Origin of the sequence: Actinobaculum sp. oral taxon 183 str. F0552, assembly GCF_000466165.1 — a bacterium.
Lineage (GTDB): Bacteria > Actinomycetota > Actinomycetes > Actinomycetales > Actinomycetaceae > Peptidiphaga.
On sequence record NZ_KE951406.1, the window covers coordinates 1 to 22710 of the forward strand.

Sequence of the window (22710 nt, forward strand, 5' to 3'; positions counted from 1 at the left end):
GCTAAGCCCGCCAGCGCCGATGGTACTGCACCCGCCAGGGTGTGGGAGAGTAGGACACCGCCGTCACCCACACCCCGGGTGGGAACACGCAGACACGCTCCCGCCCACCACACAAACCGATATGACGCGACGTATCAGGCCGCACGGCGAAAAAGGGGGGGCTCCCCCCGATTCCGTGCGGCCCAACCACATAAAACAACAACCCGATAAGGCCATATACCCTCCTCTTGCCTCGGCTGATTGTGCAAACCGGTACGAAGTGCGCACAAGGACCCTTCCATACTACGCAGCTCTAGCTCGCGCGCAACGCCGCATTGCGGGCGTCTTTCACTTTCCCGGAATTCCTAAGATTGCGTTTTGGGTCTGCCGCCTTCGGCCGAGGCCCTGCAAGTCCGCCCGATCGCCCACAAGCAAGTAGACTTGACGACGGAGAGCCTTCGCCTGCTGGTTCTGTCAGCGTGGGAACTCCGTTTTGAGCACACGGGTGCCATTGCACCGAGGCGTCAACAGAGAGGAGTTCCTTTTTCGGTTTCACTCATCGTCTCAGATAAAGGATGAGATTGATGGAGATTTATTTCGATATATCGAAATGTGAAGATGCAATGTCGAAATGCGCTTTTAGTCTCCATTTCGTGGATTGTTTTCTCTAGAATTTTCACAGAAAAATGGGACATAGTATGCCTAAATCATCAGTGATTTCTCCTCGTGGGCGCATTGACACTCGTGTTGTGGCTTTTATGCGTGTGGCAGTGAGTTTGTCCACCGGAGCTATACTTGTGTCGGTCGTTCACTATATAGCTGGTGGCAGTGGGTGGATGTTTTCTCTACTTGCCATGCTGTTCGCAGGGTGTGCGAGTTTCTTTGAGATATGGTATGGCGGAATGGCGGCGAGAAGGGAAGAGCGCACTATGCGACGCCGATTGCTCCAAGCGGTTTTCGCTTCGAGTTCTTCTCGGGATGATGAATCTTCGGAATTCTCATCCGGCAATCTAGTCGCACTTCATACCGATAACGTGGAACGAGTTGCGGAATACAGGCAAGCATACTTTGGTTCAGCAATGGCAGCGATAATTATACCTTTTATCGTGCTTTTCTACGTTTCAATTTCTATTGATCTTTTACTGGGAATAACAATAATATTGTTATGTTTCCTAATACCGATATTCCTTTTCCTTTTCATGAAGTTTTTCCGTAAAACTTCGGCGCATTCACGTCGCGAACGCGCCGCGCTGGCCGATCGCTATCTGGATGCGATACGAAATCTGGAAACGATTCGCCTTTTCGGCGCCGGAGCGCGAATTGAGGCCCAGTTACGCGAACAGGGAGAACGCAATCGCGGTGCGGTTATGCGGCTCCTCGCAGGAAACCAATTGGTCATCGTCGTCGTGGACGGGCTTTTCTCACTCGTTCTCATCTGCTGCACCGCTGCGTTGACGATCGCTCGGTTCCGCGCAGGAGCCATCGATCTGCCGGACGCTCTGACAACGATGTTCCTAACGGTGCTCCTCATAGAACCTCTCACCCAGGTGGCTGGATTCTTCTACGTCGGCATGGGCGGACTGGCTTCACAGAAGGCGATTGCAGCCTATCTGGCGTCTCGGGGATCTATCGCATCGCATGGGGGGCTGCCGTCTGGAAGCCGCGAAGGTTCCATTGTCGTCGACAGTCTGAGTTTCGACTATGGGCGGGGAGCCGTTTTTACGAATGTCGGACTGACTGTCCGCCAAGGAACCAAAGCTGCCATAATTGGTCGGTCTGGTGCCGGGAAGACCACTCTTCTGGAAGTCATCAACGGGACTCTGCCAGTCCAGACGGGGAGCGTGAGGATCGCAGGGCGGTCTATCGAAGGCCTTTCACCGGTCCAGACGAGGAGCCTGACGGCGAAGGTCTCTCAGCGCACATGGCTTTTCACTGGGAGCATCGCAGACAACCTTCGTGTCGCGAAGCCCGAGGCCACCGACGACGAAATGTGGCAAGCGCTCCGTCGTGCATATGTCGCCGACGAATTCGCCGCCATCGGACTCCACGCCGACATCGGCGAGCAGGGCGGCCTCATATCGGGAGGGCAGGCACAACGGATCTCCCTCGCCCGCGCTTTTCTCTCCGGCCGAAAGATCCTGCTTCTGGACGAACCCACGTCACAGGTCGATATCGAATCCGAAGCCCGGATCATCGAGGCCATCGAATCCTTGGGGAGCGAGTGGACGCTTCTCGTGGTCACACATGGCCGTGCGATTTTGCGGGTTGTCGATGAAATCTGGCGTTTATCGGACGGTGTCCTGGAGAGAGGAGACCGGCCGTGAGTGAACCGTCTTTGCGAGAGCTTTCCAAGTGGCTGACCTCTGCCACGCATCCCGTCCACGGCTTCCTCTATGTCTCGACATTCTTCAGGATTCTCAGCCTCAGCCTCGATATCTTGCTCTTCGGGCTCGCAGCTGGCGGGGTGGCATTGATCGCCCTCGGTGGGGGAGACGCAGGCAACCTTCTCGTCTGGTTGATCCTCATCGCGGTCCTCAAGGCGATCTGCTACTACGGGGAACAGCTAACCGGCCATTACGTTGCTTTCAAAGCCCTCGAGCTCCTCAGAACGAAGGCTTTCGCGCAGCTGTGGCCGAAAGCCCCGGCGATCGTCAATCAAAGCAGGTCGGGCGACGTATTGGCCAGTTTGACACGCGACGTAGATCGCATCGAAGTCGTTTACGCCCATACTTTCGCACCACTCGTCTCGGCCATCGTCGTACCTCCGGCTTTCCTCCTAGGAGCGGGCGTGCTCGTGGGATGGTCAGTTGTCATCATCCCCGCCATATGCGTGATGTTGGGTCTATTCATCGTCCCTTTCATCGGATTGCGACGCTCGATGCTCGTTACTCGCCGCACACTTCGATTGCGGCGCGAACTCACTCATCATGTCACGGATTCCATATTCGGAACGGAGGAGGTGGTCGGATACGGACGTGTGGATGAGCGTCTGGCCGAGATGGACCGTATCGGGTCGAGAATCGCCGAATCCGCGTGTGTGGCCAGGGCGGGCAACGCGATACGGCGAGCGAGCAACACCGTATTGAGCCTGGCAGCTGTTATCGGCGCAGTGTACGGCGCTAGGCAGGCGAGTCTGTCCATTCCGTTGACTGCGGCACTCGCAGCTGGGACTCTTCGCCTTTTCGAAGGGCCGCGAGGCATTGAGGACGCTGCGGGCTATCTCGATCATTCCCTGGCGGCTGCACGGCGTCTGTGGAATATCAGTACGAGTCCGGAGATCGTCGAAGACGGACAGGAGGTCTATGCGCCGTCGTGTCCGCCTTCTATTGAGTTCGCCGGGGTCTCCTACGCCTATCCGACGGGAGCCTTCTCCTTGAAAGACGTCAGTTTCACGGTTGCCGCCGGAGAGCACATCGCGATTGTCGGGCCTTCCGGATCGGGGAAGAGCACGGCCGTCTCCATGCTTCTCCGATACGACAATCCGACTGCGGGCCAGATCCTAGTCGACGACATGCCGATTCAACGGTATACCGTCGATTCCCTTCGCCACGCGGTAGTCCTCGTCTCTCAAAGATGCCAACTCCTCAATGCCAGCATTCGGGAGAATGTGAATCTCGGCGTCCCCGAAGCCGGGGAAGAGGAGATCTGGGAGGTTCTGGAAACAGTCTGCCTGGCGGATGAGGTCCGCAGCATGCCGAAATCCTTGGATACTTCGGTGGGGCAGTCTGGTTCGAGACTGTCGGGAGGGCAAGCCCAGCGCCTGTGTCTAGCGCGCGCTCTACTCATGCGGCCGCGGGTGCTCGTGCTCGACGAGTTCGCGGCCAACCTCAATCGCAGACTCGAGGATTCAATACGTCGCAATCTGGCTAAGAAGATTCCCGGAGTCACCGTCATTGAGATAACTCACCGCCTTGAGAGTGCGAGAGCGGCAGATCGTGTGCTCCTCATGGATCGCGGAATGCTGGTCGCTTCTGGAAGTCCCGTCGGAATCGAAGAATCGGATGGGATGCTCGCCGACTTCTTCCACCGGAACGTCTAGTTTCCCGACTCGGGGTTCCCCAAACTCGATCACAATAGTAAAGTTGGGGAAGCCTAACCGAATTCCGCCGAGGATCGAACACGGTGAGGATCACGTGGGTCAAGCGCTGTTCACATAATGAAAACCTAAGTAGAGGCCGGCCGGGGTGCGGCGTATGCTTGCACCCTGGGAGGTTCTATGCCACGACTACGATCCGCGACATCGACAACCGGAAGGAACATGGCCGGCGCGCGTGCGCTGTGGCGCGCCACCGGAATGACTTCGCAGGATTTCGGCAAACCCATTATCGCGGTGGCCAACTCTTACACGGGTTTCGTCCCAGGCCATGTTCATTTAAAGGATATGGGTGCTTTGGTGTGCGATGCGATAGCGGAATACGGCGGAATCGGTCGGGAATTCAATACTATTGCTGTAGATGACGGCATAGCCATGGGGCATTCGGGAATGCTCTATTCTCTCCCTTCGAGAGAGATAATTGCAGATAGCGTGGAATACATGGTTAATGCACACACGGCTGATGCGCTTGTGTGCATTTCCAATTGCGATAAAATCACTCCTGGAATGCTCATGGCGGCGCTTCGCCTCAATATACCGACTATCTTCGTCTCAGGCGGTCCCATGGAGTCGGGCAATGCTGTTGACGGCGTCATCGAGCATCGCACCGACTTGATTGACGCCATCGCCCTATCAGCTAACGATGACGTCTCCGACGATCAATTGGGGCTCGTAGAATCGAACGCTTGCCCGACATGCGGATCTTGCTCGGGGATGTTCACCGCCAATTCGATGAATTGCTTAACCGAGGCGCTCGGCCTTTCGCTTCCCGGCAATGGATCGACGCTGGCAACAGCCACACGTCGCAGGGACCTCTTCGTCGAAGCCGGACACCGCATCGTCGATCTTGCCCGCCGTTACTACTCGGCCGATGATGAATCGGTTCTTCCCCGCTCAATAGCGACTAGAGATGCCTTTCTGAACGCAATGTCCATGGATATTGCCATGGGAGGCTCGACTAATACGATTTTGCACACTTTGGCTGCCGCACAGGAGGGGCAAATCGACTTCACCATGCGAGATATCGACGAGTTGTCTCGACACGTGCCCTGCCTGGCGAAACTCGCTCCGAACTCAGATCGATTCCATATCGAGGACTTTCACAGAGCCGGTGGGATTCCAGCGCTTCTCGGCGAGCTGTACCGCGCGAAACTGCTGCAGGACACCGTCCATTCCGTGCACTCTTCGGACTTGAAATCGTGGCTTGAGGAGTGGGATATCCGGAACCCCAGTGCCAGTGAGGTTGCAAGGGATCGTTTTCTCGCGGCTCCCGGCCGGGTGCGGACGACGCGTCCCTTTTCGCAGGATTCACGCTGGGATGGCCCTGACAAAGATTCGATCGATGGATGCATCCGCGACGTCGGACACGCATACACTGCAGACGGCGGTCTTGCGATCCTTTTTGGAAATCTGGCTGAAGACGGCGCAGTGGTCAAAACCGCGGGTGTAGATGAGTCGTTGTTTCATTTCGAAGGCCCTGCCCGCGTCGTCGAATCTCAAGAGGCTGCTATCGAACTGATCCTCTCCAAACAGGTCGTTCCCGGCGATATCGTCGTCATCCAATACGAAGGGCCGCGGGGAGGCCCGGGAATGCAGGAGATGCTCTATCCGACGACCTTTCTCAAAGGTCTAGGGCTGGGCAAAGCGTGCGGGCTCATCACCGACGGACGTTTTTCAGGTGGCACATCGGGCCTGTCGATCGGGCACATATCGCCGGAGGCTGCCTCCGGCGGAGCCATAGGCCTTGTACGGGAGAGGGACAGGATCGTCATCGACATTCCATCCCGCACCATCAGCCTGGCCATAGACGATGCGGAGCTCGACCGCCGTCGGAAGGAGAGAGGTCCGCTCCCCTGGAGACCGGTGTCACGGGTCCGTGAAGTCTCTAAGGCGTTACAGGCCTATGCATCCATGGCCGCTTCAGCGGACAAGGGTGCCGTGCGTATCGTCAGGGAGTGACCCAAAGAGAGAGCATGGGACTCCAGCCCCAGACTCATACATGTCACCTGCGTCATACTTACAGTGGCAGTTTCTCTTTGGTCGATTATGTATCGGTGGCCGTATACGAAGGAGGATTCTAATGACCACCGTCATGGAATATTTGGATGAATATCCAGTAATGTTCATGTTTCTCCTTATGGGTTTGGGAATGCTTTTGGGGCGTATAAAAATAGGAGGAATAGGATTGGAGGCAGCTGCTGTTCTTTTCCTCGCTATTGGAGTATCCGCATTGGGTGCGCATCTTGGAATACGCGTCACTATTGATGAAGAACTTGGAACTGTTGGTCTAGCGATTTTCGCTTTTGCTATTGGTAATAGTGCGGGAAAGAGCTTTTTTCGTTCACTTAAACAAGCTAGTGGACCTATTGCCATGATGATATCAGTCTTCATTGTTGCGGCGGGTGTTGCTTATGTCTTAGGACGATATGTATTTCACATGGATGGAGCCCTTATTGCGGGGACCTTCTCGGGAGGCATAACGAATACACCCGCTTTGGCGGCTGCGGGTGAGGCCTCTGGCAATGAGCCACTGGCAACGGTTGGGTACGCGGTGGCATATCTTTTCGGTGTGGTTGGAATGATAGGAGCGGCCTATTTCGCTCTGCGGAAAGCTGATGACGATCCAGATGAGCCTACCCCCGTCACTCATTTCAATGTGCGAGTCGAAAGAGACGACTGCCCGACGATAGCTCAAGTTTCCGCCGAACTCGGCGGCCCCATCGAGATTTCGCGTTTGCGGCGAGGCGAAACCGGGCCGATTTGGATACCTCACGAGGACGACGTACTGGAGAAGGACGACCTCGCTACGGTTGTAGGCACGTTGGAGAATGTCAATGACGCTCTTCACCATCTCGGCCACCGGTCGAGTCATTCGCTTCGCTCAGACCGCCGTTTTTTGGATTTTCGGCGCATCACTCTGTCGACTCCGGCTCTCGTGGGTAAGACGATCGCCGAACTGGACGAGATTCTAGATGAGCGGTGGAACGCGAAAATTTCGCGTGTCAGGCGCGCCGACGCCGACATGCTCGCGATCCCCGACCTCGTGGTGGAGATGGGAGACCGTCTCCGCGTCGTCGGACCGACGATGAAACTACGGGAAATCTCAAAATGGCTCGGCGACTCCGCCAAGGGAATGACCGATATCAACCCCGTGTCTCTCGGCATAGGCCTTGCCCTCGGATACTTCCTCGGTGAGATCGACATCCCACTTCCCGGCGGCGCCCACTTCGCTTTGGGGTACGCCGCAGGGATCCTGATCGTCGGCCTCATCATGGGCAAGATCGGACGAATCGGTCCGCTGGTGACGGTGCTTCCGAACACCGCCGATTCGGTTCTTGCAGAATTGGGCTTGCTCATGTTCCTCGCTCGAGCTGGCACGAAGGCCGGCGCCCAGATTCTCAACGCTTTCTCCTCTGGCGACTGGTGGAAGATTCTCATACTGGGCGCATTGGTCACGCTCGTTGTCGCCATCGGGCTGTATGCGACTATGCGTAAGATCTTCAAAATGGGCGGGACAAAGCTGTCCGGCCTTCTGGGCGGCGCTCAGACGCAGCCTGCGGTCCTCGCTTTCGCAAACGGCCGCACAAATGCCGACCCACGTGTCGCGCTCGGGTACGCACTCGTATACCCCGTTGCAATGATCGTTAAGATCCTCCTTGCCCACGTTTTGGGCTCCTTCTAAGGATCCCGCTGGCCAAGCGGCCTCCGTCCTAACTCATGAGCCAATTGCGGTCGGTGACCATACGTGACAGCGCCAACCCGACGCCGATGGCGGTGATAGCCAGGCACAGCGTCACGATTTCCGGGATCGCGGCGTTGACTTGGAGCCCGTCATTGAGCGCTGACAGTGCGCGGTAGAGCGGGACGCCGGGGATCATCACGACAACGGCCGGAACGGAAAGCGTCACCCTCGAATACTTCGTCCACTTGGCGCCCAGAGCGGCGAGAAGCCCCGCTAGGAACGCCGCCAGTCCGATGGCCGACATCCGTCCGAGCCCGGCGTCCTGGGCGGTGAGTCGGAGAACGTTGATGACCGTGCCGATGACGGCTGCGATGAAGCTTGCGCGCTGGGGAGCGTTGAAGAGCATGGCGAAGCCGTAGGCTGCGACGAAGCTCGCGAGAATGCGCCCGAGTAGTAGGAGCCAGGTGTTCAGGTGGTACCCGTCAGCGGACGGGTTGACGTTCCAGTTGAGAAGTCCCGTCACCGCCCATACGGAGGCCGCTGTCGAGATCAGAAGCATGACGACGTACACGCCCCGCGCGATTCCAGCGATATAGTCCTGTCGGATGAGATCGAGTATCGAGGTGACGAGAGGGAAGCCGGGGACGAGGAAAAGCACCGAGGAGACGACTCCGGACTGGTGGGAGGCGTCGACGATATCGGCTATATGGAAGACCGACACGATTCCCATGTAGAGGCTTGTGGCGACGAATCCGCACGCCATCCACACGGCGAAGTGATTCATGTGGCGGCGCAACAGCGTCTTGCGGGTCGCCTGGCCTGCCAGAGCAGCGAAGAAGACGACCAGGCACTCGACCCAGCCACCCTGGTTGAGGAATGCGAAGCCTGCGCATGCTACGCCCGAAGCGAGGGCGGATACGGGCATGGAGTACAGAGGGTCTTTGTTCGCGAAAGCGTCAAGCATGTCGTCGGCGTCTTCGACCAACATCTTCCCGGGAAGGTTGTGGACGAAGTCATTGAGGTCGTCTATGCGTTCGGCGTTGATTCCCATGACCCGCTGCTCAACGAGTTCCGTCCGGAACGTCCCGCCGGCGAAGGCGGTGGCGGTGATTTCAGTGTAGGTGACTTGGATGGAGATCTTGTCGATGCCCACTGCATGTGCAATCCGGTCCATGCCGTCTTTGACTCGGAAAGCCGAAGCGCCGGCGGACAACAGCATCTCGCCGAGTCTCATCACGACGCGCAACTGGTCGGCAAGGCGATCGAGGGCGGCAACGTGGTGGTCGTCAGTTTGCTTCACCGTTCCACCTTAGGGCGTGCGGGACTGGGACGGCCGGGAGGCTCGGGCGGCAGCGACTCAAACCACAGTGATAAGCAATTCACTGATTTGTCGAGGGGGCCGAAAGTCCGAGGTGTACAGGTGTCCTCGAATCGCGACCGGGTCGATCGACCTCCCGGTGGGGCGATATGCGCCGCTGGCCTTCTCCGGTGCGTGTCCGAGGACTGGCGGAAGGCGGGAGCGGGAGGGAGAGCGCCGGGAAAGCCCGTTTCGACAATCAAGTGGCTCGCATTGCGAGATCGTGATTCAAATAGTGAGACAAACTCCGACTGGCTTGGCATCTGGCCGGTTCTGCGGCTATGGTCAACCTGTGAGAACTCTTCTGGTACGTAACTGACGCGCTGCACAAGCCGTTGGCGACGTGCCGCGCGCCCCTCGTTCGAGGGGTTTTTTCATGCCTGCCGAAGCACGGCCCCTGGCCTGCGATGCCCGGTGTGCCGCCACAACGAAGGAGGAAGAGATGGCAAAACGGCAAACGCCGACCGACTCGTCGACAGGCGCAGATGAACAGGCCGCCACCCCGCGAGTGATTCGCGAGAAGTCAACGGGGGCGCGGTCGATCATACGCGCGCTCGAGGAGCTCGGCGTCGAGGTCGTCTTCGGCATGCCGGGAGGTGCGATCCTCCCGACGTATGATCCGATCTTCCACGCTAAGCTCCGGCATATCCTGGTGCGCCACGAGCAGGGGGCGGGACATGCCGCCGAAGGATACGCGCTGGCCACCGGCCGGGTCGGCGTTTGCATCGTGACGTCGGGTCCGGGTGCGACGAACCTCGTCACCTCGCTCCTGGACGCGCACATGGATTCAGTCCCGATAGTAGCGATCACCGGCCAGGTCGGCGCTGCCGCCATCGGCACGGACGCCTTTCAGGAAGCGGACATCGTGGGCATAACGATGCCGGTGACGAAACACTCCTTCCTCGTCACGAGTGCAGAGGAGATTCCTTCTCGCATCGCCGAGGCGTTTTACTTGGCTTCGACGGGTCGTCCCGGGCCGGTTTTGGTCGACGTCACGAAATCCGCCCAGGTCGAGGAGGCGGACTTCGTGTGGCCGCCCGTACTCGATCTGCCCGGGTACCGTCCTGTGACTAAACCGAACGCACGGCAAATCCGGGAAGCCGCACGACTCATCGCGACGTCGTCGCGTCCGGTGCTGTATGCGGGAGGCGGGGCGATGCGCGCGGGAGTGTCCCGTGACCTCGTCGAACTCGTCGATTTGTCCAACGCGCCGATTGTCACGACTCTGACCGCGCGTGGCGTGGTGCCCGACTCACATCCGAACAACCTCGGGATGCCCGGTATGCACGGAACGGTTCCCGCTGTGGCCGCCCTCCAGAAGTCCGACCTCATCGTGGCTTTGGGGGCGCGTTTCGACGATCGCGTGACGGGAAAGGTCTCCGATTTCGCTCCCAATGCCAAAGTCATTCACATTGACATCGACCCGGCGGAGATCTCGAAAAACCGCCTGGTGGACGTCCCGATCGTCGGGGATCTCAAAGACGCCACGTCGGATCTCGTCGCCGAATTGCGCGAAGCCCACCGTCAATACGGTGTGCCCGATCTGGAGGAGTGGTGGAAGACGCTGGCCGGTTTGCGAGAGAGGTACCCAGCTGGGTGGGAGGAGGTCGACGACGGCCTGCTCGAGCCGCAGCATGTCATTTCCCGTCTAGCGAAAACCGTCGGGTCTGACAACACCATCTACGTTACCGGCGTCGGCCAGCATCAGATGTGGGCGAATCAGTTCCTGAACTTCGAACACCCACGACAGTGGCTGAGCTCGGGAGGCGCGGGGACCATGGGATTCGGAGTCCCGGCTGCCATGGGAGCCAAAGTCGGACAACCCGACAAAACAGTCTGGGTGATCGACGGGGACGGCTCCTTCCAAATGACTAACCAGGAACTGGCCACTTGCTGCCTCGAGGGGATCGATATCAAGATCTGCATCATCAACAATTCCTCGCTGGGCATGGTCCGCCAATGGCAGTCGCTTTTCTACGGCGAACGCTATTCGCATACGGATCTCAATACAGGTCATGGAACGCGCCGCATACCTGACTTCGTCAAGCTAGCCCAGGCTTACGGCTGCGAAGCATGGCGCGTCGAAGAGGGCGACGACATCGACGCCGCCTTTGAAAAAGCAATGGAGATCAACGACCGTCCGGTGCTGTTGGAGTTCGTCACCTCTCCGGACTCCGAAGTATGGCCTATGGTTCCCGCCGGGGTGTCAAATGACGACATCGTTTACGCTCGTTCCGTTCGTCCCACGACCGATCCGTTCGCGGCCTGAAAGGAAGGAAAAAGATGAACACACGTCACACGCTCTCCGTTCTGGTCGAAAATAAGCCGGGCGTTCTTACGCGTGTTGCCGCTCTATTCGCTCGACGCGCCTTCAACATACACTCGCTCGCTGTTGGGGAGACCGAAGACCCCCAGCTTTCGCGCATCACCGTCGTGGTCGATGCCGCCGAACGCCCGCTCGAACAGGTTACCAAGCAATTGAACAAGCTCGTCAATGTGCTTAAAATCGTCGAGCTCGAACCTGAGTCGACGGTTGAACGGCAGTTGCTCCTAGTCAAGGTGTCGGCCAGTGATTCCACTCGCGCCAATGTCCTCCAGGTCGTCGATCTCTTCAGGGCGCATGTCGTGGACGTCGTTCCCGACACTGTGACGATCGAGGCAACCGGTTCGGAATCCAAGGTCCGGGCATTCCTGTCGGCCCTCGAACCGTATGGAATTCGTGAAATCGTCCAATCCGGAGCGGTGGCGATCGGACGCGGTTCGCGTTCGCTCTCCGAACGTGTCTCTGCCGAATTGTCGCTTCTGCGCGCATAATTGATTAGCGAAAGCGCTGGGCGGCTGACTGGTCCGGGACGCGCGGCACCGTCCGGAAACGGCTGGTGCGCCTAAACTCCATAACCGAAAAATTAAGGAGAAAAACGTGGCAAAAATCTTCTATGATGACGATGCAGACCTTTCCGTCATTCAATCTAAGAGAGTAGCCATAGTTGGGTATGGTTCACAAGGTCATGCCCATGCAATGAATTTACGCGATTCAGGAGTAAATGTAATTATTGGATTGCGTGAAGGCTCAAAATCTATTGACAAGGCTAAAGAGCAAGGTTTTGAGGTGGCGAAAGTAGGCGACGCGGTTCGCGAAGCGGATGTCGTCATGGTCCTCGCCCCTGATCAGTCTCAGCGATCGATCTGGGCCAATGACATCGAGCCGAATCTCAAGTCCGATGCCGCTGTGTTCTTCGCCCACGGATTCAATGTCCATTTTGGTTATATCGCACCGGATTCCGGTCATGACGTCTGCATGGTGGCCCCCAAGGGCCCCGGGCACACGGTTCGACGTCAGTACGAAGAAGGACGAGGCGTTCCCGTCCTCGTGTGCGTCGAGCAGGATGCCTCAGGGCATGCATGGGAGTTGGCTTTGTCTTACGCCAAGGCAATCGGCGGCACCCGAGCGGGCGCAATCAAGACAACGTTCCGGGAGGAAACGGAAACGGACCTGTTCGGCGAACAGACTGTTCTGTGCGGAGGGATTTCGCAGCTCATACAGTACGGTTTCGAAACGCTCGTCGAAGCCGGATACCAGCCTGAAATGGCTTACTTCGAGGTCTGCCATGAGCTCAAGCTCATAGTCGATCTCATCAATGAGGGCGGCCTGACCAAGCAGCGATGGTCATGTTCTGACACAGCTGAATACGGCGACTACATTTCCGGCCCCCGAGTGATCACCCCAGATGTCAAAGACCATATGAAGGAAGTGCTGGGCGATATACAGAACGGTTCCTTCGCTAAACGCTTCATCGACGATCAGGATGCCGGTGCGCCTGAATTCCTGGCCCTTCGGGCCGAGGGTCAAGACCACCCCGTCGAGAAGACAGGGCAGGAGATCCGCAGGATGTTCGCCTGGAACGCGTCGGTGGACTCCGACTACGTTGACGGCGAAGCGGCTCGCTGACCAGCTCTCGATCGACACCCGAAGGAAGTACAGGTAAACTTCTGGCCTACTAGGCGGTTTCGGGTGCCCAGGTGTCTCGGGCACCCGAAACCGTCGGCGTGCGAACTTCCAAAATTTTACGACAGTTTCGTCATCAAATTCGCTATGTGCCTTCAAATGTCAGTGTTCACAACAGTTTTCCGATTTCGACATTGCGACATGTCGGTGGAACGGACGCCGGCGCCCGCCTACAGTTGGACCGTTGGAACAAAGGCATGCGGAGGGAGAGCGCAATGGCCGATGTCGTGGTCGTCTACAATACCGTCACCGGGTTCGCGCAGACATACGGAGAGTGGATTGCCGAAGATCTGGGAGCGCGTCTGTATCCGTGGTCGCAAGCCAAGGGAATCGACCTGTCAGGAGCCGATCTGGTTGTCTACGGCGCTGGCGTGCGCATGAGCAGGATTCGAGGATTCCATGAATTCCGCAGAAAAATCAAGCGGGAGAACCTCATGGGGAAAGTCGTCGTCTGGGCCAATGGCGGTACGCCGGTCCACCCTCAACGTGACTGGAGAGTCCCCGCTGGAACTTTTACGAAGAAAGAACTCGCCAGTGGATGCTATCCCTTCTTCTATTTCCAAGGCGGTGTTCGCTATGAAGGACTCAGCTTTCCGGAAAAAACCTTGCTCAAAATCTTCTCCAAGCGGATTCAGAGATACCGACATCGCGGAGAGTGGGTAGTCCAAGTGGCGGACAACATTGCGCACGGATATGACCACACCTCACGTGCTGCGATCATTCCACTTGTGAACAAGGCCCGAGAGATGCTAGGCGAGTAGTGCCTGTCTCTTTCTTTCGTGGAGAGGATATTATTCTCCTATGAAGTTTCTATTACGTGAGCATAGAAAATGGGGCTGGAAGAAGCGAATCGTGATTACCTTGGGAGTTATCGTCACTTCGGGCTTATTCGCTGTGGGTGGGATTAACATATATGTCACTGTGACGACCAATGATCGTGTCGTTTCGGATGTCGGCGGCATTCGTGCTGAGAAACTTGACTGCATACTTGTTCTTGGAGCGTTGGTACGCTCGGATGGAACGCCTTCGCATATGCTCCGAAAGCGGCTGGAAAAGAGTCTGGAATTGTACAAGCAGAAAGTTGCGCCGAAAATCCTTGTATCCGGAGACAATTCTAGTGTTCACTATAACGAGACAAATGTCATGCGGAAATGGTTGGAAAAGCATGAAGTTCCTAAAGAGGATATTTTCGAAGACCACGCGGGATTTTCAACTTATGAATCAATGTATCGTGCAAGTGCCATCTTTAAAGCACATTCAATAGTCGTTGTGACGCAAAGATACCATTTAGCGCGTTCTATTTATATAGGTCGTGAGCTTGGTCTGGATGTCTGGGGCATTGCTTCGGGAGGGAATAACTACTCACAGCAATTCAAGCGTGATGTTCGCGAGTGGATTGCGAGAACTAAGGATTTCGTTCAAGTCGTTATTAAGCCGAAACCAAAGTACTTGGGTCCAGTCATTCCGATAGACGGCAACGGAACCATCGAAAATCGTTAATTATTTGTCATTAATTGCCATTAACTTCTTTGTATTTCATTACAAATCCCGGAATTCTAATCCAATATATTTATATTATTTAAGTATAAATGAAATCCATAATTTTAGGAAGATCTCGTTTAGCTTGTTGAAGGCCCTCTTCGTATGCTGCTTGAACGCTAACGGCTTTTCGTTCTCCGTTCGAGATGGGCATCTCGTCAGGATAGTAGAGATAAGCCCGTCCTTCGGCTTCGAGGCTCTCCAAACGATCAAGAGAGTCATTGTACTTTTTCGGTCGATTGAGAAGAGCCTCGGCTACGGCAGGATGCTTTCGAAAGATTCCCTTATAAATCGCCGGTGGGATTTTCGACGGGGATTTCCTATATCCACGCTTACGCGTCATAACGACAACGAAACGTTCATATCCGTCGGCTTCCGCGGCGTCAATCGCAAAACCCCCTGTGTCTCCGATGGCTCCGTCCAGGTAGGCCACGCCGTTCAGCCCCACTGGCGGCATGATGATCGGCATCGAGGAGGAAGCTTGACAGTACGTGACGAGTTCTTCCTGCGTGGAGATGTCCTCTCGGCCCCAGTAGACGGTTTGTCCCGTTTCGCAGTTGAACGAGCCGATTTTGAACTGCGTGGCGCTCGCGTTGAAAGTGTCCCAGTCGAAGGGAAGGAGTTCGCCGGGACCAGAGGTGTGCTGGTAAATGTACTCGGAGTTGAAGTAGCCCCTGCCGCGAACAAAGCTGATCGGGCCGCCTAGATTCGGATCCTTGGCGAGTTCGACGAAAGCTGCACGTGCCCTCCACGCGTCGCGGGAGACGAAGTTGCATGTGTGGGTCGCCCCGGCGGAGATCCCGCCGACCCATGGGAAGTCGATACCAGCGTCAATCATTTCGGCGACCAGTGCGGCCGTATATGTGCCACGCATTCCGCCACCCTCGAATATCAATGCGGTTCGTGTGCTCATAAATTCCAAGGATATCTCGGATGCTATGTCAGCGGGGCGACCCTTTCCCCGAGCGAAATCGGCCCAGGCGGATAGCGTCGGCTGATCGATCCGTCACAGGCCACGGCATATAAATTAGGTGCAATCTCGATATTCTTACACAGCGAAATTTTCGAAAGTCGCATTGACTCGCTATATTATGAATAATAACATAAATTATGTGATGTTACATTACAATAAATGACTAATCATTTTCTATTTTCTATTAAAATTCAATGATGGAATTTTCTATTAAGGACATACTCGTGACCTCAGGAAGAACTGGGCGGCGTGTCCGCTGTTGAGTGAGAAACGTTAAGGTGAGTTCCTCTCCTGTCACCGGGAGCAAATCAAAGCTGAGCACAGCGAGTAGGGTGCGTTATCTGATAATTGAGCAAATTTGTCAATCTTGTCATCCGACTCATGTGCTGCCGCACCCATTTTCGTCAGTCAAGATGACGGCAACAAATTTACCGTCCCTATCTGTCATAGGGTAGCAGACTAGTTGAAATTCGAGAGTCTATTCCCACGGAATGATGTCGACCGACATGTTTAACGACATGTCTAACACGTTATTGCAAATTTTTGGTCATAAATTGTCAGAATTAATCAGAAGGTTATATGTAGAAGAATAATGATAAAATAATTGAATGTAATGATTATTATTACGCATAGCTAAGTAAATAACATATTGCAAAATAGACGATTGAAGCATTCGCATTATTGCAAATTAATAATCTGGATAAAAATATATGAGAAAGTTACAAAAATTGATTTGATAGTTGTATTTTTGTTGAAAGTAAAAATATTAATAATAAAATATTGTAGTTGAATTATTACATTTTATTTACTTTTTGTCATTAGTTGATATAATTAACGCTACCATGTCGCGGGACATAAGTTATATATTTATAATAATTATTACTTCACTATGTTAGAATAATATATGTAAAACGTTAATTATGACGATGAAATTGATTTGGACTCGTCATGCTCGGTACGGTCGGGGTGGGGGTGGTCATGGGTTACATCCGTGAGGCGAGGAAGTGGAAGCCTTTGAGTAGGAGGTTGGCGACTGCTCCGATGATGGTGCCCAGTAATGGGCAGGGATACGGTGTACATGACCGCGCAGGCGCCGAGCAGGACGAGGATCATTCCGGTTTTGCGGTTGCCTTTGCCCAGCCAGCGCCACAGGCCGATCAGGATGGACATGGCGCCGAGGACGCGGATGATCCCGCCGGCGTTGACGGCGGCGATGACTGAGGGCAGGTCTTGGAAGACGTTGTGCATGGGGCTCTCCCTTCTCGCGGGTGGGGGCGGGCGCGGCTGCGACTCGCTCGGATAGTGTGCGGACAGCCCCGGGCCGGCGTCGTGGCCCGCCCGGCGGGCGCTTGCCGGGAGGTTGTCAAGGACTGGCTGGAGCGGCTGTGGTCGGGCAGGTCGGGGCCCGGCGGGTGGTGGCGATCATGACTGCTGAGCGCCATAGTTGCTCGGCTAGGGCGGGGTGGGCGCGTAGTAGGTCGACGATCTCGGTTTTCTCCCGGTCGGATAGGTCCCGGCCGTGGAAGGGGGCGAACAGGGCGTCGGTGGCCGCGTCGTCCTGGCCGGTTTCCCATCGGCGGGCGGCGGCCAGGACCCCGCCGGGGGAGGTGTCCATGGTTCGGCGCAGCCCGGTGGCGGCCCGGCGGGGGATGGTCTGAGGGGCGATCGCGCCGGGGAATTTGGCCTGCCAATAGTGCTCGGTCAGGGCGCGCCGGCCGCGGATCGCCTCGGGCGGCTCGAAGCGCTCGTCGGCTCGCCGGTCGGCCTGGGCGGCCCACTGCTCCTCGGCGCCGGGACAGGAGGGGGCCTGGCCATCGGTGAGGTCCTCGTAGGAGTGGCAAGCGGCCACGCCGGTGCGGCGGATGTCCATGGCAGTGCCGGCCCGGCGGGCTTCGATCCGGGCGAGCTGGTCGTGTTCGGCCTCGCTCAGCGGCCGACCCAGCCGGGTCTGGGCGTCGCGGGCGGCCGCGGCGTAGGCGGCCCAGGCGCGCATGAGGTGCGAGTTGCCGCGGCTCATGCGGGTGTGCAGGCTGTCGGTGCGCATGTGGTGGACGTGCCGGGCCCAGGAGCCGTCGATGATCCGGGAAACCTCGCCGGCGGTGATGGTGGGGTGGTCGGGGTCGGCGGCTGTGGCGCGTTCGTAGACGAACTCGAAGGTGTTGGCCTCGAATTCCTCGGCCAGGTCGCGCCGGTCGGCCACGTAGGCCAGGGTGGCGATGCGCCGGGCGCCGGCGGCCCGGATCCGGTCCAGGACATAGGCCACGTCGGCCTCCTCGGCCAGGTCGAGTCGCACCCCGGCCGAGCCAATCCGGCTGGTTCGGCCCCATCGGCCGTCGGGGGTGCGCGGCTGGGTCAGGTAGGCGGTACCGCTCATCAGGGACTCTCCTTGCTGACGACAGTGGTCGCCCGGACAGTGTGCGGACGGGCCAGCCGGCTCAGGCGGAGGGTGGTGGGAGGCCGATGGCGGCGTAGTCCTCGTCCATGCCGGGCCGGCTTAGGTGGGGGGTGGTGTCAGGCCGTCTATGGCCGGGGCGAACAGGTCGGGGGCGTAGTCGGGGTGGGTGTCGTAGACGGTGAAGATCTGGGTGTCCCGGCCGGGCAGAAAGGGTTCGACGAGTCGCTGGTCGTGGGTGGTCTGGCCGTGGCGGACCGCGTCGGGCCGGTGGGCCCAGGCCTGTAGCTCGCTGATCCTGCTGGCGGGCAGGCCGTGGTCGTAGGCGGCGCCGGGCACGAGCGTGGCCCAGGCCAGGCGGACGGCCAGGTTTCGGCGTTTGCCCGCGGTGGGGGCCGACTCGACGCGCCGGCTGAGTTCTTCCACGGCCGGCTCGACGCACCCGGCGTCAAGCCCGGCGTCGAGCCCGGGCGCGGGCGCGGGGGTGTGCTGGTCAAGGGAAACGGGAACGTGGGAGCCGTGCCCGGCGGACGCGTCATCGATGTTGCCGATGCTGACTATTATCTCAGTTGGTCGCGGAGCCAGGACGTGGGCACCCACACGAACTGTCCGATCATGATGGCCGGCACCTGACCCGCATCGATCGCCTTGGCCAGCGTTCGCGGATCGATCCCCAGAAACTGGGCGGCTTCGGTCCGCATCACGGCCAGACGCCCGATAGGTTTAATATCAACTATATAATTTATGTCCCGATATTGCGCGGAGCCGTCCCAAGGCCATGACCAACAGGACGAAACAAGGGTACAATCCGTACACGATTTTCCTGTCAAGGCCGGATTTACGGGGGAATCCGACAAATTCCGTTCGCCCTCCGCGTTAGCGAGGGCGAACGCAGGGTTCGAGGCGATGGCGCCGTGTTATGGCTGGAGATCCCCGCATACGCGGGGAGCACGAGGACAAGCGCTACGCCGACTGGGACCGCGCCGGATCATCCCCGCATACGCGGGGAGCACGGGTGGCCCGCACACCACATCAAGTCGACCATGGGATCATCCCCGCATACGCGGGGAGCACTAGTCCGCGGCGTCGTTGGTTCCGAGCACGGCGGGATCATCCCCGCATACGCGGGGAGCACGCCGGCATCGAGGGATGGATGCTGGCGAGAGAGGGATCATCCCCGCATACGCGGGGAGCACCCCTCCCGGGCGCCGTCGCCGTCTTGCTTTCTCGGATCATCCCCGCATACGCGGGGAGCACGACGGACAGTTTCCGGCTCTGTGGATATCGGACGGATCATCCCCGCATACGCGGGGAGCACGTACCGGTCCAGGGTGAGCTGGGATATTGATCCGGATCATCCCCGCATACGCGGGGAGCACCTGGCCGAGCGGCTCGCCGGGCACGTGGGTGAGGGATCATCCCCGCATACGCGGGGAGCACGCAAGCGACGCTCAGATGGAGGCATTCTCGGCCGGATCATCCCCGCATACGCGGGGAGCACCGCAAAGTCAACGTCATCAGCGTGGCGCGGATCGGATCATCCCCGCATACGCGGGGAGCACGCCAACACGAAGTGAAAGAAACCCCCCGGAGACGGATCATCCCCGCATACGCGGGGAGCACCCTCGCAGCTGCTCGACGGTGGCCGTCAGTTTGGGATCATCCCCGCATACGCGGGGAGCACTGGCTAGGAGGGCCCATATGGCGCAAATACGCCGGATCATCCCCGCATACGCGGGGAGCACTCGACAGGGCAAAATTCGTCGGGCCTAAGCAATAGGATCATCCCCGCATACGCGGGGAGCACTCCATCTCATGGACCTCGATGGTGAAAGCTATGGGATCATCCCCGCATACGCGGGGAGCACCAGGATCCGACGGAACCGAGTCAGGAGAACATCGGATCATCCCCGCATACGCGGGGAGCACTCCCTAAACACCAGATCCGCATTACAAGCGAAGGGATCATCCCCGCATACGCGGGGAGCACGGTGACAACGCGGACTACATGATGAAATCACGCGGATCATCCCCGCATACGCGGGGAGCACGTGAGGGGGGTGAATTTGTTGATCGTGAGCGACGGATCATCCCCGCATACGCGGGGAGCACCAAAACCTCCCTGACCCTGCAGAAGCCCGTCCCGGATCATCCCCGCATACGCGGGGAGCACTCCGTGTACGCCGAGACTTTCAGGGAGTCTTCCGGATCATCCCCGCATACGCGGGGAGCACGTCATGTCCAGCCCCCTCCGGTGGTAGGGGGCAGGATCATCCCCGCATACGCGGGGAGCACTGCCGCTCGGCGTCGGGGACGAATACCCGGATCGGATCATCCCCGCATACGCGGGGAGCACGCCTTGATAGCGGTGATGGCCGTGACGGGATCCTGGATCATCCCCGCATACGCGGGGAGCACACACCTCCGACGACGCCGTTTTCGCCAATCAAGGGATCATCCCCGCATACGCGGGGAGCACGTGGACCCGATCACGATCGGGATAGGTCAATGGGGATCATCCCCGCATACGCGGGGAGCACATCCAGGACACGCCGCTGACAAATGTGACGCCAGGATCATCCCCGCATACGCGGGGAGCACTGTGGGGTCTTCGCCAGATGCGGGTCACGCGGTGGATCATCCCCGCATACGCGGGGAGCACGTGTGGGCGTCGTTGCCTCGCTCGATCTCGGCCGGATCATCCCCGCATACGCGGGGAGCACTCACCAACTCACATGTTGGCTTTCCGCCAGGCCGGATCATCCCCGCATACGCGGGGAGCACCGCAAGAAGTCCGTGCAGATATCCCTCAACGGCGGATCATCCCCGCATACGCGGGGAGCACCAGCGGGCGCCCGTCTGCGACCTACACCAGGTCGGATCATCCCCGCATACGCGGGGAGCACGCCGGCCGTGGTTCATCGACTGCCGCGGGTGGCGGATCATCCCCGCATACGCGGGGAGCACTAGGGGATGGGCTTCTGTAGGGTCAGGGTAGTCGGATCATCCCCGCATACGCGGGGAGCACACCGCCGCCCTCATCGGCCCCGCAATCGCCGGCGGATCATCCCCGCATACGCGGGGAGCACGAGGCCGAGTTCACCGGCATCGGCGGCCCAGCCGGATCATCCCCGCATACGCGGGGAGCACGCCCCCCAGTGTGACGCTGGGGGGCTCTTGCCGGGATCATCCCCGCATACGCGGGGAGCACCCGCGCTCGACATAGGCAGTGCGTAGCCGGACGGGATCATCCCCGCATACGCGGGGAGCACGACGGCTGGCCCTGCTAGAAGCTGATAGGTGCCGGATCATCCCCGCATACGCGGGGAGCACTCACCAACTCACATGTTGGCTTTCCGCCAGGCCGGATCATCCCCGCATACGCGGGGAGCACCGCAAGAAGTCCGTGCAGATATCCCTCAACGGCGGATCATCCCCGCATACGCGGGGAGCACGGTAGTCGACCGAGGCGGCGATCCGCGAGTCGAGGATCATCCCCGCATACGCGGGGAGCACTCGTGCAGCCTCTACCCATGGGTGGCGCAGGGTAGGATCATCCCCGCATACGCGGGGAGCACATCGTCCAATGCGCACCGAACGGTCAAGGGCAGGGATCATCCCCGCATACGCGGGGAGCACGCCCCCCAGGAGACCGGCGACCCGGGGTGGAACGGATCATCCCCGCATACGCGGGGAGCACGCGTCGCTGGCGTGCCGCAAGTGGGATCGAGCCGGATCATCCCCGCATACGCGGGGAGCACGCCGGCCTCGGCGCCGGCAATAGCAGACCGCAGGGATCATCCCCGCATACGCGGGGAGCACTATCGATAAAAATGTTCAGATACAAGCTCGAGCGGATCATCCCCGCATACGCGGGGAGCACGTGGGTGTGCACATGATTGTCGTGGACGGGCTGGGATCATCCCCGCATACGCGGGGAGCACTGATCCCCGCTTCAGCTAGATGAAGACGGATAAGGATCATCCCCGCATACGCGGGGAGCACGATTCCCAGGTGATGGCGGCGGAGGGCCGGACGGGATCATCCCCGCATACGCGGGGAGCACCGTCACCTGAGTTCTCCGAATGTCAGGTTTTCAGGATCATCCCCGCATACGCGGGGAGCACGCGCAGCTGTTCGGGATTGACCTGCTCGACCGGGGATCATCCCCGCATACGCGGGGAGCACTCATGATGAATGACCATGAGGTTTGGGTTGATAGGATCATCCCCGCATACGCGGGGAGCACTGCCCGTGTGACCGAACAGCGGGCGCTGATCGGGGATCATCCCCGCATACGCGGGGAGCACGCTGGCGGCGCTTGTCCCTTCGTGGGCGCGTACGGATCATCCCCGCATACGCGGGGAGCACGCCACGTCCTGGGGCGGGCCAGAGTCCGGCTGCGGATCATCCCCGCATACGCGGGGAGCACGCCACGTCCTGGGGCGGGCCAGAGTCCGGCTGCGGATCATCCCCGCATACGCGGGGAGCACGACGAAGACGCCAAAGAACAGATTCGCAGAGCGGGATCATCCCCGCATACGCGGGGAGCACGGTTTTATTATCTGCCAGAGATTTTTACGTGTCGGATCATCCCCGCATACGCGGGGAGCACTACCGGGGATACGATGGGCAGGTGTTCCGAACGGGATCATCCCCGCATACGCGGGGAGCACAACGCTCATCGCG

The 22710-nt window shown here is 58.6% G+C and carries 14 protein-coding genes and 1 CRISPR repeat array (1 of these 15 only partly in view); of the genes, 9 read left to right on the forward strand and 5 right to left on the reverse strand.

The genetic code is table 11. The annotated features are described in order from the left end of the window. Nucleotides 1-815 precede the first annotated feature (815 nt). The 4 genes from HMPREF0043_RS00680 to HMPREF0043_RS00695 all read left to right on the forward strand — a co-directional run bounded on the left by HMPREF0043_RS00680 (nucleotide 816) and on the right by HMPREF0043_RS00695 (nucleotide 7754). Nucleotides 816-2303 carry an ATP-binding cassette domain-containing protein gene (locus HMPREF0043_RS00680; RefSeq protein ID WP_269528490.1) on the forward strand — a complete coding sequence of 496 codons (1488 nt, stop codon included), beginning with the start codon at nucleotides 816-818 and terminating at the stop codon, nucleotides 2301-2303. Then, nucleotides 2300-4018, forward strand: a complete 1719-nt coding sequence (locus tag HMPREF0043_RS00685; protein WP_040317506.1) for an amino acid ABC transporter ATP-binding/permease protein — start codon at nucleotides 2300-2302, stop codon at nucleotides 4016-4018. Before HMPREF0043_RS00680 ends, HMPREF0043_RS00685 begins: the two co-directional genes overlap by 4 nt. Nucleotides 4019-4237: 219 nt before the next feature. Next, nucleotides 4238-6031, forward strand: a complete 1794-nt coding sequence (gene ilvD, locus HMPREF0043_RS00690) for a dihydroxy-acid dehydratase (RefSeq protein ID WP_232205965.1) — start codon at nucleotides 4238-4240, stop codon at nucleotides 6029-6031. Between the two features lie 121 nt (nucleotides 6032-6152). Further along, nucleotides 6153-7754 (forward strand): aspartate:alanine exchanger family transporter, encoded by a 1602-nt coding sequence (locus tag HMPREF0043_RS00695; RefSeq protein WP_040317508.1) that lies wholly within the window; start codon nucleotides 6153-6155, stop codon nucleotides 7752-7754. A gap of 28 nt (nucleotides 7755-7782) precedes the next feature. Here the strand turns inward: HMPREF0043_RS00695 and HMPREF0043_RS00700 are convergent, their stop codons facing one another. Then, nucleotides 7783-9054 carry a threonine/serine ThrE exporter family protein gene (locus HMPREF0043_RS00700; protein WP_021600817.1) on the reverse strand — a complete coding sequence of 424 codons (1272 nt, stop codon included), beginning with the start codon at nucleotides 9052-9054 and terminating at the stop codon, nucleotides 7783-7785. A gap of 499 nt (nucleotides 9055-9553) precedes the next feature. On the opposite strand from HMPREF0043_RS00700, the gene HMPREF0043_RS00705 reads away from it, so the two are divergent. The 5 genes from HMPREF0043_RS00705 (at nucleotide 9554) to HMPREF0043_RS10470 (ending at nucleotide 14617) form a co-directional block, all read left to right on the forward strand. Next, on the forward strand, nucleotides 9554-11380 hold the full coding sequence (locus HMPREF0043_RS00705; protein ID WP_040317509.1) for an acetolactate synthase large subunit: 1827 nt from the start codon (nucleotides 9554-9556) through the stop codon (nucleotides 11378-11380). A 14-nt stretch (nucleotides 11381-11394) separates the two neighbouring features. Then, a complete protein-coding gene (ilvN, locus tag HMPREF0043_RS00710; protein ID WP_021600820.1) occupies nucleotides 11395-11925 on the forward strand; it encodes an acetolactate synthase small subunit in 531 nt (176 codons plus the stop codon). A 106-nt stretch (nucleotides 11926-12031) separates the two neighbouring features. Beyond that, nucleotides 12032-13060, forward strand: a complete 1029-nt coding sequence (gene ilvC / locus HMPREF0043_RS00715) for a ketol-acid reductoisomerase (protein WP_040317510.1) — start codon at nucleotides 12032-12034, stop codon at nucleotides 13058-13060. Between the two features lie 272 nt (nucleotides 13061-13332). Then, nucleotides 13333-13878 (forward strand): flavodoxin domain-containing protein, encoded by a 546-nt coding sequence (locus HMPREF0043_RS10465; RefSeq protein ID WP_021600823.1) that lies wholly within the window; start codon nucleotides 13333-13335, stop codon nucleotides 13876-13878. 40 nt (nucleotides 13879-13918) lie between these two features. Further along, entirely contained in the window at nucleotides 13919-14617 is a 699-nt protein-coding gene (locus tag HMPREF0043_RS10470; RefSeq protein ID WP_084431919.1) for a SanA/YdcF family protein, read from the forward strand. Nucleotides 14618-14696: 79 nt separating this feature from the next. On the opposite strand, the gene HMPREF0043_RS00720 is transcribed toward HMPREF0043_RS10470, so the two are convergent. From HMPREF0043_RS00720 to HMPREF0043_RS00735, 4 genes are all read right to left on the reverse strand, one after another. Beyond that, the gene (locus tag HMPREF0043_RS00720) at nucleotides 14697-15569 is read right to left on the reverse strand and encodes a patatin-like phospholipase family protein (protein ID WP_040317511.1); all 873 of its coding nucleotides are present in this window, start codon (nucleotides 15567-15569) and stop codon (nucleotides 14697-14699) included. A 978-nt stretch (nucleotides 15570-16547) separates the two neighbouring features. Beyond that, nucleotides 16548-16877: a hypothetical protein gene (locus tag HMPREF0043_RS10890; protein WP_021600828.1), complete on the reverse strand. Its 330-nt coding sequence runs from the start codon at nucleotides 16875-16877 to the stop codon at nucleotides 16548-16550. Between the two features lie 115 nt (nucleotides 16878-16992). Continuing rightward, on the reverse strand, nucleotides 16993-18003 hold the full coding sequence (locus HMPREF0043_RS00730; protein ID WP_021600829.1) for a hypothetical protein: 1011 nt from the start codon (nucleotides 18001-18003) through the stop codon (nucleotides 16993-16995). A gap of 120 nt (nucleotides 18004-18123) precedes the next feature. After that, complete coding sequence (locus HMPREF0043_RS00735; protein WP_021600830.1) at nucleotides 18124-18447, reverse strand: hypothetical protein; 324 nt, start codon at nucleotides 18445-18447, stop codon at nucleotides 18124-18126. A gap of 498 nt (nucleotides 18448-18945) precedes the next feature. Next, a CRISPR array of direct repeats spans nucleotides 18946-22710; the repeat unit is 28 nt; unit sequence GGATCATCCCCGCATACGCGGGGAGCAC (it continues 4628 nt past the right edge of the window).